The organism is Sphingobacterium sp. UBA7038, from assembly GCF_002494055.1.
Taxonomy (GTDB): domain Bacteria; phylum Bacteroidota; class Bacteroidia; order Sphingobacteriales; family Sphingobacteriaceae; genus Sphingobacterium; species Sphingobacterium multivorum.
The window spans coordinates 68893-84557 of record NZ_DLAV01000025.1; the positions used below are offsets into that span (position 1 = coordinate 68893).

At 39.6% G+C, this 15665-nt stretch carries 16 protein-coding genes; 7 read left to right on the top strand and 9 right to left on the bottom strand.

All coding sequences use genetic code 11. The annotated features are described in order from the left end of the window. Positions 1 to 117: 117 nt before the first annotated feature. Both B3H30_RS17070 and B3H30_RS17075 read right to left on the bottom strand, forming a co-directional pair. Positions 118 to 1044 (bottom strand): alpha/beta hydrolase, encoded by a 927-nt coding sequence (locus B3H30_RS17070; RefSeq protein ID WP_312194605.1) that lies wholly within the window; start codon positions 1042 to 1044, stop codon positions 118 to 120. Next, on the bottom strand, positions 1031 to 1930 hold the full coding sequence (locus B3H30_RS17075; RefSeq protein ID WP_286775407.1) for a hypothetical protein: 900 nt from the start codon (positions 1928 to 1930) through the stop codon (positions 1031 to 1033). Before B3H30_RS17075 ends, B3H30_RS17070 begins: the two co-directional genes overlap by 14 nt. A gap of 39 nt (positions 1931 to 1969) precedes the next feature. Here B3H30_RS17075 and B3H30_RS17080 point away from each other — a divergent pair, with 39 nt between their 5' ends. Beyond that, entirely contained in the window at positions 1970 to 2863 is an 894-nt protein-coding gene (locus B3H30_RS17080; protein WP_286775406.1) for a DUF4377 domain-containing protein, read from the top strand. Positions 2864 to 3116: 253 nt separating this feature from the next. Further along, positions 3117 to 4070 (top strand): glycoside hydrolase family 43 protein, encoded by a 954-nt coding sequence (locus B3H30_RS17085; RefSeq protein ID WP_115048517.1) that lies wholly within the window; start codon positions 3117 to 3119, stop codon positions 4068 to 4070. A gap of 82 nt (positions 4071 to 4152) precedes the next feature. On the opposite strand, the gene B3H30_RS17090 is transcribed toward B3H30_RS17085, so the two are convergent. After that, positions 4153 to 6372 (bottom strand): NADP-dependent isocitrate dehydrogenase, encoded by a 2220-nt coding sequence (locus B3H30_RS17090; protein ID WP_286775405.1) that lies wholly within the window; start codon positions 6370 to 6372, stop codon positions 4153 to 4155. Between the two features lie 273 nt (positions 6373 to 6645). Between B3H30_RS17090 and B3H30_RS17095 the strand changes: the two genes are divergently transcribed. From B3H30_RS17095 to B3H30_RS17110, 4 genes are all read left to right on the top strand, one after another. Next, the gene (locus B3H30_RS17095; RefSeq protein ID WP_286775404.1) at positions 6646 to 7485 is read left to right on the top strand and encodes an aldo/keto reductase; all 840 of its coding nucleotides are present in this window, start codon (positions 6646 to 6648) and stop codon (positions 7483 to 7485) included. A 175-nt stretch (positions 7486 to 7660) separates the two neighbouring features. Continuing rightward, positions 7661 to 8509, top strand: a complete 849-nt coding sequence (locus B3H30_RS17100) for a helix-turn-helix domain-containing protein (protein ID WP_286775403.1) — start codon at positions 7661 to 7663, stop codon at positions 8507 to 8509. An 84-nt stretch (positions 8510 to 8593) separates the two neighbouring features. Further along, positions 8594 to 9934, top strand: coding sequence for a TolC family protein (locus B3H30_RS17105; RefSeq protein ID WP_112374681.1), 1341 nt, complete (start codon positions 8594 to 8596; stop codon positions 9932 to 9934). Between the two features lie 107 nt (positions 9935 to 10041). Further along, on the top strand, positions 10042 to 10677 hold the full coding sequence (locus B3H30_RS17110) for an HdeD family acid-resistance protein (protein WP_286775402.1): 636 nt from the start codon (positions 10042 to 10044) through the stop codon (positions 10675 to 10677). A gap of 51 nt (positions 10678 to 10728) precedes the next feature. Here B3H30_RS17110 and B3H30_RS17115 read toward each other — a convergent pair whose 3' ends face one another. Then, on the bottom strand, positions 10729 to 11370 hold the full coding sequence (locus B3H30_RS17115) for a peptidylprolyl isomerase (protein ID WP_286775401.1): 642 nt from the start codon (positions 11368 to 11370) through the stop codon (positions 10729 to 10731). Between the two features lie 219 nt (positions 11371 to 11589). Here B3H30_RS17115 and mgrA point away from each other — a divergent pair, with 219 nt between their 5' ends. Continuing rightward, positions 11590 to 12621: an L-glyceraldehyde 3-phosphate reductase gene (gene mgrA / locus B3H30_RS17120; protein ID WP_286834700.1), complete on the top strand. Its 1032-nt coding sequence runs from the start codon at positions 11590 to 11592 to the stop codon at positions 12619 to 12621. A gap of 101 nt (positions 12622 to 12722) precedes the next feature. Here the strand turns inward: mgrA and B3H30_RS17125 are convergent, their stop codons facing one another. The 5 genes from B3H30_RS17125 to B3H30_RS17145 form a co-directional block, all read right to left on the bottom strand. Then, the gene (locus B3H30_RS17125) at positions 12723 to 13250 is read right to left on the bottom strand and encodes a DUF1697 domain-containing protein (protein ID WP_070560882.1); all 528 of its coding nucleotides are present in this window, start codon (positions 13248 to 13250) and stop codon (positions 12723 to 12725) included. A 17-nt stretch (positions 13251 to 13267) separates the two neighbouring features. Next, complete coding sequence (locus tag B3H30_RS17130) at positions 13268 to 13561, bottom strand: MGMT family protein (protein ID WP_070560884.1); 294 nt, start codon at positions 13559 to 13561, stop codon at positions 13268 to 13270. Positions 13562 to 13688: 127 nt separating this feature from the next. Beyond that, entirely contained in the window at positions 13689 to 14183 is a 495-nt protein-coding gene (locus tag B3H30_RS17135) for a hypothetical protein (protein WP_286775400.1), read from the bottom strand. Between the two features lie 284 nt (positions 14184 to 14467). Beyond that, a complete protein-coding gene (locus B3H30_RS17140) occupies positions 14468 to 14677 on the bottom strand; it encodes a hypothetical protein (RefSeq protein ID WP_083295741.1) in 210 nt (69 codons plus the stop codon). Further along, positions 14667 to 15506 (bottom strand): class I SAM-dependent methyltransferase, encoded by an 840-nt coding sequence (locus B3H30_RS17145; RefSeq protein ID WP_286775399.1) that lies wholly within the window; start codon positions 15504 to 15506, stop codon positions 14667 to 14669. Before B3H30_RS17145 ends, B3H30_RS17140 begins: the two co-directional genes overlap by 11 nt. Positions 15507 to 15665: the final 159 nt, after the last annotated feature.

The window sequence follows — 15665 nt, forward strand, 5'->3', positions numbered from 1 at the left end:
TTTGCTGAAAATAATAAAAAAGCCTTACAATTTGTAAGGCTTAATAATAAGTTTATAATTTGTTAGTTAAGGTCTCTGTTTAACAAAAATAGCATTTTATTCATTTATGCCAAATATTTATCCATTTTTCTTTTCACTTTTCTTCGCTTGATCAAAATATCCCTTAAAAAAAGCCATTTGATAAACAATTGACCGAGACCAGTACTCCCAATTGTGTCCACCTTCACTTGTAACAAAGGTATGATTTATATTATGGTACATCAATTTATCATGCAGCGCAACATTCACCGTGTAGAAAAAATCTTCCTTACCGCAATCGATGATTAAGCGAAGTTTATTATTGATTAATTTGGGAACCATATTCATAACAACACGATTATCCCATTCTTGCGATACATCAGCATAATTCCCTATGCGATCTTTAATTTCCCAATTTAGGGGGAAAGGTCTAAAATCTACCCCACCGGCCGTACTTCCTGCAGCGCCATAACTATCCTGATGTTTTATGGCCAGCGAGAGCGCGCCATGCCCGCCCATACTTAAACCCGTAATAGCCCTTCCGCTCCGATCTTTGATCGTTGAATAATGCTGATCTACATAATCGATCAGCTCTTTGGACACAAAGGTTTCATATTGGTAGTTTTTATCGTTCGCGATGTCCCAATACCAGCTTCCAAAACCGCCATCGGGACAAACCACCATATAACCATACTGATCTGCCAATGCGCTTACACTTGAATTTTTAACCCAATTGCTATAATTACCGGAATAACCATGCAATAGGTAAAGGACGGGATAATTGATTTTGCTCGAGTAATTTTGCGGAAGAATTACGACTGTCTTAATTGCTTTACCCATGGACGGGCTCTGAATGGAAAGAGTATCCACTTTTGCAGCGTAGGAGTTCGTGAGTGTGCATAAAAATAAAGTGAATGCAATTAACAGCTGTCTAATACCGGCCAGACAAAATAGGCCGCTTTTGATAGGATCGGTTTGATGAAAATTATGCATCGAATAACTGAAAATAGGTCTAGTGTTTATCATAAATGTATTGATTTCTTTCAAAGAAATAAAGATAGGATTTTAAACCAAATGGACGCTCGCTAATTGTATAAAATCCAGTTCCATTGCTATCGAAAGCTATTGCTTCCCCCTGCGGCTCTACCTGATAAGGCAGAATAGCTGGCTTTCGTTGCAATACCTGCTTCCAGGATTCACTTCGGTTTCTCTGCCAATAGAAAATATGGGTAATATTCTTTACAAGCAGTTGTGTACCTGTCTGATCTATAGCAGAAGCCGTAGCAAAAGTAAATGGCAGCTCTGCTATCCTATTTAAGGTGAAATATTGCTGTTTAACATTTGTAAATACTTCGGCGCCATAAACAGTCGATCGAAATTCACGTTTAGATATAACATACAACATGTTGTCAATTGGATCAATCATAATCGATTCGGCATCTAACCGTTGCCGGCCAGGAAATTTAAGAAAGATAGCCCGAATGGACTTCTTCGGAATAAGCCCAGGATCATCGGCCTGAGGCTCAGGAAATACATACAGGCATGTCCAGGTTCTTTTCCCGGCGTTGTTTCCGATGTCCGCGAGGACGAGAAAATAGGTATCTCCAATTTTCACCCGATCGATATCCTCACAGTCGACGACAGAGACTCCTTCAAGTGAAAATTTTTTCAGTAGTTTGGCCTGACGATCAATTAAATAAATAGTTGCACCGTCACCACTATCATTGTGTACCCAAAAATTACCCTCCTGATATGCCGGTGTAATACCCGACACTTCCTTCAATTGTGGATCAGTCAGTTCCCCAAGAGCAATTTGCGTTTTAAAATAATCCTTCCTATTTTGGCTGTACACCTGCAAACTTAACAGCGAAAATGTAAACAGCAGGCACAGATTCAATCGTGCAATATTCATGTTTAAAGATACGTTTTTATTGATATTTACTTTCTAATTATGAAGAAGCCTTCCACATACAGTTCATTACTCCTTTTTTTAACACTCTTATTCCCCTGTCACAGCCTACTCGCGCAGAATTCTTCATTTCGTGTAAAAGTAAAATCCGGTCTTCGCCAAACACCACCTTATCTTGTCAAGTACTACAACAGTAAAGATTGGGAGAAATTCAATACCGAGATACGCCAATTTGATTATGATCCCAAATTTGAATATGACATCAAGATCCTCAAACGTCAAAACGGTTCACGTCCAACATACAGCTTAGCCAAAACGATCACAAAATCATTATCGGAAGAGACGGCTGTGGACACATGGGAAGTTGGAGAAAACTACGTAAATGCTCAGAACCTTGGTAAATTGAAGTGTCTGCAGATAAAATCTGATAAAAAAAATAAATGGGAATACCTCGCTGCAACCATTCAAGGTTTCGATTACCAAGAGGGCTACCGTTACCGCATTCGGGTAAAACAAACGAAACAAAAAGATAAAGACACCATCAGATACAGCTTAATTGAAGTTGTCTCAAAAGAACGTACAAATGAACTGCCCAGTGTGGCCGCATTTCTGGCTCGTTTTAAATGGAATTTACTTCAGTTAAATGGAAAGGATGTCACCGACAGCAAAGCAAGCATCGGGTTCGATGCCCGAAATGGCACGATTACCGGAACAACGGGATGCAACAATTTTTGGGGAAATTTCACTATTAAAGGGGACAAAATCAGCTTTATACACCTAGCAAGCACCATGCGTGCCTGCAATGGCCAAAATATCGAAAATGACTTTTTCCAAATTTTTGAACAAAAACAAATTCAATTTGACATAGCCGAACAAACCTTAAATTTATACAACGACAGAAAACTAGTCATGATTTTTGGGTTAGAGCGGGAATAAAAAACACCCAAAGTCTGGGAGACTTTGGGTATCTTAGCCATATTATTAACCTATTTTATGAAAAGTATTTATGCCATTTGGAAATGACATAAACAAATATGTGAAATAAATCGGAAACAATCGAAAGCACAATATTATTTTAACAAAATTTTAACATTTCAAAAAATAATGAGATAAATGAGCATAAAAATGATTCATTTTGACTCATCCCGATCCATATTTATCCTGTATCTTACAGGTTTAAACCGATACAATGATTAAAACATTTTTAACATCAACAGCCTTACTTTTAACCGCGACACTTTTTGCCCAGAAGAACCCTGTCATCAAGGGAAACTATGCCGATCCTGAAGGTATTATCTATGGCAATAAATACTGGATATTCCCGACCTATTCGGCACCTTATGAAGAGCAGATATTCTTCGACGCGTTTTCATCTTCCGACTTGGCCAACTGGACAAAACACAGCCGCATCTTGGAAAACAGCAATGTCAAATGGGCGAAAAAAGCTATGTGGGCACCAGCGGTATTGGAAAACAAAGGCAAATATTACCTATTTTTCGGAGCCAATGATGTACATCAAGGCGAGATCGGAGGCATCGGGGTGGCTGTGGCCGACAAGCCAGAAGGTCCCTATAGCGACCTATTGGGCAAACCCTTAATCAACGATATTATCAATGGCGCTCAACCGATAGATCAGTTTGTTTTTAAAGATAAAGACGGAACTTTCTATATGTATTACGGCGGTTGGAAGCATTGCAATATGGTGAAGCTCAAGCCAGATTTCACCGGCTTGCTCCCTTTTGATGATGGTAGCTTTTACAAAGAAATCACCCCTAAAGATTACGTTGAAGGACCATTTATGTTTATAAAAGATGGAAAATATTACTTCATGTGGTCGGAAGGCGGTTGGACAGGCCCCGACTACAAAGTCGCTTATGCCATCGCCGATTCGCCATTTGGGCCTTTTGAGCGCATCGGGACAATATTAGAACGAGATCCCGAAGTCGCTGTTGGCGCCGGACATCATTCAGTCATCAAAGTACCCAACAAAGACAAGTATTTTATCGTCTACCACCGTAGACCGCTTGGCAAAGATGGGGCCAATGAGCGCGTCACCTGTATCGAGGAAATGAAATTTGACAAAAATGGACATATCATACCTGTTAAGATGACCTTTACAGGTGTCAAGTATCCATTAAAATAGCAAAAATACTCGTTTTTGCAAACAACAAAAGAAGCCCAGATCAATCGAAATGGGCTTCTTTTTTTATGAAAACAATTACCGCTTAAATGCTAGAAATTGCATTATTTAATGTTTCAGAAGGACGCATTGCCTTAGCAGCCAATTCATCATTCGGGAAATAGTAACCGCCGATGTTTTGTGCATGCCCCTGTGCAGCGATCAGTTCTTCATTGATTTTCGCTTCATTATCTGTCAACACCGTTGCAACAGTTGCAAATTTCTCTGCCAATTCAGCATCTTTTGTCTGTGCCGCCAAAGCCTGAGTCCAGTATAGTGTCAAATAGAAATGTGATCCGCGATTATCAATCTGACCAACTCGACGTGCCGGAGATTTATCGTTCGCTAAGAATTTTTCTGTTGCTTCATCCAAGGTCTCCGCCAATACAAGCGCTTTTGGATTATTCTGTGTTTGAGACAAGTGTTCCAAAGAAGCACCAAGCGCCAAAAATTCACCCAATGAATCCCAACGCAAGTAACCCTCTTGAAGGAATTGTTCTACGTGTTTCGGAGCCGAACCACCAGCACCTGTTTCAAATAAACCACCACCATTCATCAATGGAACAATAGACAACATTTTAGCTGATGTACCCACTTCTAAGATCGGGAATAAATCCGTCAAATAATCACGCAACACGTTACCAGTTACTGAAATGGTATCCTCGCCCTTACGAATACGTTCCAAAGAGAATTTCGTCGCATCAATCGGAGATAAAATACGAATATCCAAACCAGTTGTATCAAAGTTTGGCAGGTATTTTTCTACTTTTTTGATGATTTCTCTATCATGTGCACGGTTTTCATCTAACCAGAATATAGCTGGAGTTTCAGATAAACGAGCACGATTCACAGCCAATTTCACCCAGTCTTGAATTGGTGCATCTTTCGTTTGACACATACGGAAGATATCACCTGTCTCCACTTTTTGCTCCATGAAAACATTTCCTTCAGCATCCACCACGCGAATAACGCCGTTTCCTGCAGCTTGAAAAGTTTTATCATGAGATCCGTATTCCTCAGCTTTTTGCGCCATCAAACCTACGTTTGGCACAGAACCCATTGTTTTAGGATCTAAGGCACCATGCTCCTTACAGTCTTCAATTGTAACTTCGTAAACGCCAGCGTAACAACGATCAGGAACCATCGCAATAGTATCTTCTTCTTGACCGTCTTTATTCCACATTTTACCACCAATACGGATCATTGCTGGCATAGAAGCGTCAATAATAACATCAGAAGGCACGTGGAAATTTGTAATGCCTTTATCCGAATTTACCATCGCTAAAGCAGGGCCGTTTGCGATAGCAGCGTCGATAGCAGCTTTCACTTCAGCCTCTTTTGCATGCCCCGCGATTTTAGCATAAACCTCACCTAAGCCGTTATTTTTATTGATACCCAGCTCTTTGAATAAATCGCCATATTGCGCAAAAACATCTGCAAAATAAGTTTCAACAACAGCACCAAAGATAATCGGATCAGAAACTTTCATCATTGTTGCCTTTAAATGTGCAGACAACAATACCCCTGCCGCTTTCGCTTCAGCGATAGCATCTGCTACAAAAGCTTTCAATGCTGTTAAACTCAACGTTGAAGAATCAATAACTTCACCCGCTTTCAATGGCGAAAGTCCTTTTAATTCTGTTACTGCACCTTGCTCATCAACAAACTCAACTTTAAATTGGCCTTCATTTTCTACGGTTACAGACTGCTCTGAGCCATAGAAATCACCTGAAGTCATTGACGCAACCTTTGTTTTAGAATCTTTCGCCCAAGCACCCATTTTATGTGGGTTTGCTTTTGCATAGTTCTTCACCGCTTTAGGCGCACGGCGATCTGAGTTTCCTTCACGTAATACAGGATTTACCGCAGAACCCAATACTTTGGCATATTTCGCTTTAGCTGACTTTTCCTCTTCTGTTGTCGCTTCATCAGGATAGTTTGGAACAGCGTAGCCTGCTTGCTGTAATTCAGCGATAGCACCTTTTAACTGCGGAATCGAGGCGGAGATATTCGGTAATTTAATGATGTTTGCTTCAGGAGTTGTTGCCAACTGACCCAACTCAGCCAATGCATCAGCAATTTTTTGATCTTCTTTTAAAAATTCTGGAAAGCTAGCAAGAATACGGCCTGCTAAAGAGATATCTCTCAATTCAACATCGATATCAGCTGTAGCTGTAATCGCTTGAACGATAGGCAAAAACGAATAAGTCGCTAATAAAGGAGCTTCATCTGTTTTTGTCCAAACAATTTTTGATTTGTTTGACATAGTAATCTATTAGAAATATGTTTAATTTTTAATGCTATGTGAAATCATTGAAAAATCTGAATTTCTCAAAAATTCGCCTAAAGATAAGAATAAATGCCATAATTAACGAGGAATTGCACCCCTTTTGACAATAAAATTGTGAAAATAAATATATTTTGGCAATACAGAATAAGTCGCCCCTCCTCTACCCAAAAGTATTTCCTCTTGGCATTTCAGTGACCAGATACTACAGGCGAAATCCTATTTTAGCTCAACATAAAAACACGACTTACAATGAAAACATTCAAATTGAACAATGGAATTGAAATTCCGGCAATTGGATTTGGAACCTGGCAAATTCCTGAGGGCGACGAAGCTTATCAGGCAGTTAAAGAAGCACATGCCGCTGGATATACACATATTGATACTGCGGCCATATATGGCAACGAAAAGAGTGTTGGAAAAGCGATAAAAGACAGTGGTATCGATCGTAATTCGCTGTTTATTACAACAAAACTCTGGAATACCGAGCGTGGATACGATAAGACTATTGCTGCATTCGAAAAATCGCTCAGCGATCTACAATTGGATTACCTCGATCTTTACCTGATTCATTGGCCTGCCAACGAAACGCAATTTGCAAACTGGTCTGACATCAACGCCGATACCTGGCGGGCTTTTGAGCAGCTGTACAAAGAGGGGAAAGTTAGAGCGATCGGCGTGAGTAATTTCCCCAAAGACTACCTATCCAAATTATTGGAGTCAGCGACAATCATCCCTGCAGTGAACCAAATTGAATTTCATCCGGGTTACCTTCAGCAAGATACTGTGACACTCTGCCAATCCAATGACATCCTTGTTCAGGCTTGGTCACCCCTGGGTTCGGGCAGAATATTACAGGATGAAACACTCGTTGCTTTGGCTAAGGAAAAGAATACTAGTGTTGGACAACTCTGTATCAAATTTGCTTTATCTCAGGGTATCTTGCCGCTGCCAAAATCAACCAATCCCGATAATATTAAAAGAAATTTAGTGATCGACGATTTTGAGCTGACAGCAAGCGATATCAAAACTATACTCGATTTACCTGAAATGGGGTTTTCCGGATCGGACCCTAAAAAAGTCGCTTTTTAAAGGTGATAATATAGGATTGATGGAGTCGCTCTTGGGCTGCTCCTCCAATCTTATATTGTTGAGCCTCCAGTACCAAAGAAACTGATTGTCCCTTTTTCCTAAACAGGATATAACAATTTTTTGCTATTATAGCGGTAAAGTTGCTTACACTATTCCTTACTTTTTTATTGAAAAAATGAATGAAATAGAACTTATAGATCAATCGGAACTTCCTGCGAAGGGAGAAGACTACTACTATCACCCCTTATGGACGACTTGTATACTGCTGTATAGAGGCTCTATCCAGGTCAATAGCAATGGTACGCTTACCGATCTCCAAGCTGGCAGTATCCTCTTTATCGGATACAATAAGTACTACAGCTTTACAACAATTAGTACCGATGCTATATTTAAAATCCTTCATTATGACCGGAATTTTTCCAACCGAATACGCTTGTCGATCAGTCGATATGATGCGTATCGGTTAATCAATGCCAATCGTTCCACACCTTTTACTCCCGCCCCCAACGATTTTGAAGCTATCTGGACATTGTTATGCACTTTGCATAGCAATCGTAAAAAACCGATCGACCCGAAGAAGGATTTTCTCCAAAAAGCCAACATCAATATTTTTATGGCTATTATCTACCTTTTGGCCGATGTGATCTATACTGCTGGTGAAAGCTCCGGAACGACACGCAACAAGAGAAAGGAAGAAATTACCGTACATTTTTTACAGCTTATAGCTGATCACTACAAAGCGCAGCGCGATCTCGCATTCTACGCCGACCGCCTCCACATTTCAATCAAATACCTGTCGATCAGCGTCAAGGAGATTACACAAGAATCGCCCTCGGAAATTATCAGTAACTGGCTAGTCACAGAAGCTAGAGCGCAGCTCACCATTTCTACCAAAACAATCAACCAGATCTCACAAGAGTTTAATTTTTCAGATCAATATGCTTTTAGTAAGTTTTTCAAAAAACATGTCGGCATAACACCTAAGCTATTTCGTGAACAACAGGTAAATCTTGTTACCAATTGAACATCATAAAGCAGTAATCAAACATTTCTTGTCACCCCAGGGCATGCTAACTTTGTAGCACATATATAAACAAAGTTAAATACCATGAATACAAAGTCAAGAGCCCGAAAAATAGGTTTTTACTTGACGTTATGCTTCTTTACATTCTTTTGCAATCAAACATACGGTCAAGACAGCATAAACAGCCGAAAAATATCAATTGAAAAACTGTTCGAACTTGCTATCCATAACCACCCAAATCTTATTGTTTCGGCGTCGGCCGTAAGTATCGCCCAACAAAAAACGGAAGTTGCAAAATTAAGAAGGCTTCCCGAAATCAGTGCTTCAGCATCGGCTTTTTACCTCGGCAACGCTGCGTTGATCGACAAAGACCTTTCGGGGTCGGAAAAAGTCCCTTTACCCCATTTCGGTAACAACTATGCATTGGAAGCGAAAGAACTTATCTGGAAGGGCGGTGTCGTAAAAAATAGCATCAAAGCATCCTCGCTGGGCGAAGAACTGGCTGAATTGGACCATAAGAATGAAGAACAGAACATTAAAATTTTGGTTTTAGGCTATTACCTTGATCTATTTAAACTGAAAAATCAAGAAGCTGTCTACAATCAAAATATTGAGCTTGCGCACAAGAGACTGGACCTGACGGAAAAATTATATAAACAGGGCATGATCACCAAAAATGATGTTATCCGCAACCAATTGCAAATATCCGAGTTGGAGTTAGCCAAAGAGGTGATTCAGAATAATCGGAAAATCCTGAATGACGAGCTTATAGTCGCATTAGGGCTACCGGAGGGCACAGTAATTGAGCCGGATGACAAACTATTAAACAGCAGCTTTCAGCTGGCAGACCTCGCGAGCTTAAAACAAGACGCTTACGTTTCCAGTCCCGGTCTACAGCTTGCGGCCAAGGAAACCGAACTTTTACTGACAGAAAAGGCTATTACAAAATCAGAGCGATCCCCTGCCCTCAGCCTATTCGCGGGAAACAGTCTTGTGAAACCTATCACCAATGTGATGCCGGTGATCGACAAGTATATGAATACCTGGAATACCGGTATCTCCCTGAATTATACGATTTCTTCCATCTACACGACAGGAAAAAAGCTTAAACTAAATGATCTACAAATTGAAAAGAACGAAAAATACACAAGTGCTCTGAAACAAAAAACCAGCGTCGCTGTTAATACTGCATACATTAAATACAATGAGGCCTACTCACAACGCAAGACGCTGGAGTACAATAAAGCTCTTGCAGATGAGAACTATCGTATTATTGAGAAAAAGTACTTGAACCAATTGGCGTTGATCGTCGATATCATGGATGCTTCAAACTCAAAACTTGAAGCGGAATTGAAATACACAAATGCTGAAATCAATATTGTGTATGCATATTACAAACTTTTAAAAGAGACTGGAAAGATCTAGTACATTTTCCCTTTGCCTAATTTAATCAGTTTTATATATGTAAGGCCTCATTAAGTAATTAATGGGGCTTTTTTATCGACAATACTGCATCATCTTAACTCATTATTATGGCAAATTCATTTTTTAAAACAATCAGATCATCCATCAAGCACTGGTATATTCCATTGATTATCGGCATTCTATTAATTCTTTTGGGGTTCTATACCATTTCCACACCTGTTGCCGCATTTCTCACATTAGCGATTCTATTTTCATGGTCATTTATTATTTCCGGTATTTTGGAAATTATCTTTGCCGTGCAGAACAAAGATGAAGTGGACGGTTGGGGTTGGTACCTCACCGGAGGGATTCTTTATACCCTATTCGGCATATTACTGATTGCCAACCCGTTGCTTTCAGCCAGCACGTTGGCGTTTATTGTAGGCTTTTATGCGCTCTTTAAATCCTTTCAGTTGCTATCCTTTTCTTTTGACCTCAAAAATTACGGCAGTAAATCTTGGGGCTGGAATTTATTATTTGCCATTTTAGGCATTATTTTCAGCTTTATCTTACTTTGGAATCCGCTATTTGCAGGTTTTTCGCTGGTCATATGGACCGGAATGGCCATAAGTACGGTGGGCTTTGCAGCCTGTGTCTTTGCATTTCAGCTGAAAAGTCTCAAAGACATCCCGAGCAAGCTGCCAGACGAGTGGAAAGAGCGTTATCAGAAGCTTAAAGAAGAATTTGATCAACACCGCAAATAGAAAAAGGGCTTAATTGCCCTTTTTTTATCAATATTGCTCCGACTGTTAAGTTTATTTACTTATTTCGACAATCTTAAAAGGCACATTATGAAGTGGAAAATCTTGTTTATCCGTCTTTACCCGACTGATTTTCATGATCACCTCTAATCCCTCATAAATCTCGCCAAAAACGGTAAAATCGTGATCAAGTCTTGGCTGTCCGCCACGAGCCAAGTACTCCTGACGTTGTGCTGCAGTATATTTTATCCCTTTCTTCAATTCCAGACTATCCAGTTCTGCTGCCGCGATTTTCTTTCCGACCACGAAATAGATCTGATTCAAAAAAGATGCTTTTGCGGGGTTTCCATCCCGTCCTGCACCCAAGGCACCTATTTTATGATACGCCCGGTCATCGAACTCTGCCGCCAATCGCGGTTTTCTATGAAGAGGATCTGCCGCCTCACGTTTTTCAATATCGATATCATGCTCTCCGCCCTGCACAACAAAATTTTCGATAATGCGATTAAACAATGCTCCTTGATAGACCGTATCCCGAATAGATCGCAACATCAAATCGCGATGATTGGGGGTATAATCATAAAGTACAACTTTAAAATCGCCAAAATCAGTCTTGAAAAGTAAATGTTTTGATTGGGCATAACAATTCCCCAATACAATAAAAACAAAGCTTAGGATGGTTAGAATTTTCCTCATCGTATGAATTAATCGTTTTCTTAGATTTCATATAAAAATACATTAAATTTCGATTTTTGAAAGACATTGAGCGGCAGTTTTCCAAATGCTCTCGAAGAATATCTGTACAGGATACTTTCAAAACTTTTCCTGCACTAAAAAATTACAGCCATCGTATGGAATTAAAACTTGCAAATAAGCGTAAATTTATCTTAGTTTGGATTAAAACTATTCAAGACTATGCAGTATACAGCAAATCCAGACCGATATCAAGACATGATCTATAATCGTTGTGGTCAATCCGGTCTTCTATTGCCTGCCATCTCATTGGGAATGTGGCATAATTTCGGTGACGACACAGCCCATCAAACGAAAGTTGATATTTGCACAACAGCGTTTGACCTGGGAATTACCCATTTCGATCTCGCAAACAATTATGGTCCTCCTGCTGGAAGTGCCGAAAGGGCCTTCGGACAAATATTAAAAGAACAATTTTACGGTTTACGCGATGAGATGATTATTTCATCAAAAGCGGGATATCACATGTGGAATGGGCCTTACGGAGAATGGGGAAGCCGTAAATATGTGATATCAAACTGTGAGCAATCACTTAAACGCCTGGGTATCGATTACGTCGATATTTTCTATTCACATCGTTTCGACCCCAATACCCCCTTGGAGGAGACCATGTTGGCGCTAGATCAGCTTGTCCGTAGCGGAAAAGCGCTTTATGTCGGTATTTCATCCTATAATTCGCAACGTACAAAAGAAGCCCATGCAATCCTGAAATCATTGGGCACACCTTTTATTATTCATCAGCCTAGCTATTCTATGCTAAACAGATGGGTAGAAACCGATGGTTTGCTCGATACCTTGGATGAGATAGGCATTGGTTCTATCGTCTTTTCCCCTTTGGCACAGGGCATGCTCACCGATAAATATTTACAGCATATCCCCGAGAATAGCCGTGCGGCGCAATCCAAATCACTTCAGACAAAATTTCTGAATGAAGAAAATCAAAAGAACATCCAGGCCTTACATGCAATTGCACAGCGTAGAGGACAATCACTGGCACAAATGGCTATAGCATGGGTTTTACGCAAGAAGCAAGTTACATCGGCGCTAATTGGCGCCTCAAGACCACAACAGGTCATTGATTGCGTGGGTGCGCTGAAGAATCTGACGTTTAGCCCGGAAGAAATTCACGAAATTGATCTTTATGCAAAAGACGGCCATATTAACATCTGGGCTAAATCGGCTGAGATTGATTAAGATCAATGCCATAAAAGTTTTCATCCGAGGAACTACTTCACGCATGGCTGAATTCCATAAACTAAAAACGAGCCCGGATAATACCGGGCTCATTCCGTTAATTAACCCATTTTTTTCAATATCTTTTCAAAGGTGTTGATATTCCGGCTTGTCATCTTATCTTTCAGATTCTTTTTCCCCAACACCTTTCCGAAGCTGGAATCCAAGGTATTGCCCTTGGGTACGCGCCAATAAAAGACCGTATCGACAATTTCTCCCTTCTCTCCCGGCACATGTGTCGAATTGCTGAATTCATCCATCAGTATTGTTTCGACACCTGTTGTCCCTACAAAAGCATAGACATGGAAGTCTGTATGTATTTCAAAAGGAATATTTGCCTGCAGCAATTCCACTTCTTCCTGTGATCGGATGAACAAAAAAGCTTCATAAGAAAAATATGCCGACATGGAATCCTCTAGTAACTGCTTGAGCGAGGCGGGAGCTTTGTCCGACGAAAAAACAATATTTCCAGAAGCCAGTACCGAAGTAACGTCCGTTACACCGGCGTCCTTAAAAACCTGACTGACATCTGACATCTTCATATTGGTTCCCTTCACATTGACGCCGCGTAGAAAAGCACAGTATTTCATAGTATTACATTAATCGATTATTCGTCCATCGGATCCCAAAACAGCTTTCTAAAGTCCTTGATCCGTAAATTATTGACAACAAGCCCCTCGGCTTCAAGCCGTTCTTGAAATTCAGGCACTGCGAGCGTGCCGCCACTGGATACAACACGGTGGGCGGGTACATCACTGGGACATCCTCCCATAGCCTTTCCGACATGTCGCGAATGATTTGGATAGCCCAAGGCTTTTGCTATCGACCCATAGGTCGTCACTCTTCCTTTCGGAATCAGCTTTGCAACCTCATATACCTGCTGTTTGAATTGCTCATCCATGGTAATTTATATTTTATTTGCCTTGATTATACATGTCAAAAAATTTTCTTTCGCTATTTCTACAGCAAAAAAGGAAAGTAAACTAAGTTACAAAAAGCTACTATAAGCTGTACAGTCTTTAGTTGATTCAATTGTCTAATTTTTTGTTTCCATATGCTTGTGGGGGAAAATATTCTTCCAATTGTCTATATACACGATTCCAGCTAGGGTTATCGTCAGCATTCAGTTTTACATATTGCCCCTTTTTTGTTGTAATGCTTATTTTTATATCTATTCCGTCGTATGGCTGACGCGATTCCTCTTCTTTAGCGGCAATAAATTTTTCCAAATCAATTTTATCCAATAACAAGTTCCATTTATCTTCTGTGTTGACATATGATTTTAGGGTACTCTGCGCTGTATCAATTGCAGAAAACAGACAATAAATACTATCTCTTGTTATCTTCATCGTATAAGCTTTTGAAGGTGTTACTGTAAATCCGCCAACCATAGAAATTGACACTGCTGTAATCTCATTTTTAGTATTTTCTGCCGTCACCCGATGTGAGTTATGGGTACAGCTTTCTCCTAAGAATAGCTGTCCGACCAAAAGTGAGAACTTTAGGATCAATTTTCCGCCCATATCTTGTTCCTTTAAACGTTAATAAGTAAATAATCAAACAAAAAAAGCGTTATCTGTTGTCAACAGACAACGTCTTTTGCTGCTTTCCTAATTTACAAAAGTTATTAGGATTTCGTGCTCCCAATCGCTATATTCCTTACGTATCAAATCGATCCCTCAAAATATAATCTCAGCGTAAAACCCACCAATAAGCAAAGCCGCAACTATCGCCATGACCAGCCTTGTCAGACTAAAGGCAACATAGACTATTGCAGTAACAGCTCCTAGGAAAAATACATTAGCGGTTAATTTTTCTTCATTCTCTTCGCTCTTTTCGTCGGGCTGTAATTGCAGCATCTGATTGCTGTATATTCAATTTTATATTCAGACAAAAGCTGTCCAATTATTTCGTTGGTTTCATTTTCGTTCAATCCTATTTTTTCTCCGAGATCAATTTCGTTTAGTTGACCATCATTGTCTATTAGTGCCCAGTAATATTTGTCTTTATTTTCCATGGTTATATGTTTTTTGTACCGCTATCATCATATGTGGACTGAATGGAAGAAGGTAGCTATCATTTTCAGTAATTTGAATAAGGTCCATGAGTACTCTCCGCCGTTGGTAGTTCTGCATATTGGCAAAAAAGTCTTTGTCCAACCATGCCATACCTTCAACTGCATACGTATTTAAATAGGTTAATTGTTGATTTAAAAATTCATTCTTTAATTGTTCGGGCCTATGATAAAATGCTTCTGCTAAAAGCCAAGGGAAATCAGGGGGCGGATTATGTTTGCCAAGTGTTAGTTCTTCCTTACACATTTCAAAAAATGACTTTTTGTGGATTAACCCATTTAAAAGACCTACCAAAGTGGATGCAGTATAATTAATGGCAAAACCCAATATAACGCCGTTGTTTTTCAAAACTCGTTTGGCTTCACAAATGGTTAAATCCCGGTCCTCTTTCTCTTGAAGATGATAAAGTGGACCGTGTAGTATAATAAGGTCGGCATAATTATTTGAGAACTCTAATTTTCGAGATTCTCCTTTGTGCACAGCAAATTTGTTTTTCAATTTATTAGCTCTGTCGCGGGCTATTTTTAAATGTTTTGTAACGGGCTCTACCAAATGAACTCGATGTCCTTTCTTTGCAAGCCATTCCGAATACTTCCCTGTGCCACCACCGATATCAATTATGGTTAATGGTGAAGAGATGATGTATTTTTCAATAAGTGATTTTATTCTTTCAAACTCAAATACTCCCATTCCCTTATCAAGTCTGGTTTCTTCCGATACTTTATCGTAGAATAACTCTATTTCTCTACTTATTAATTGTTTACTATTCATTATATTCCTTGTATAATAAGCATTTTAAATGCTATAACATCGTAAAATGATAAACCAATCGATTTGATAATCAATTTTTCGGTTGTGATTTAATAAAATATGGGGATACAATTATCTGTGCACTGAAAGTCAAAAGATTTCATGCAGTTATAGCTCATT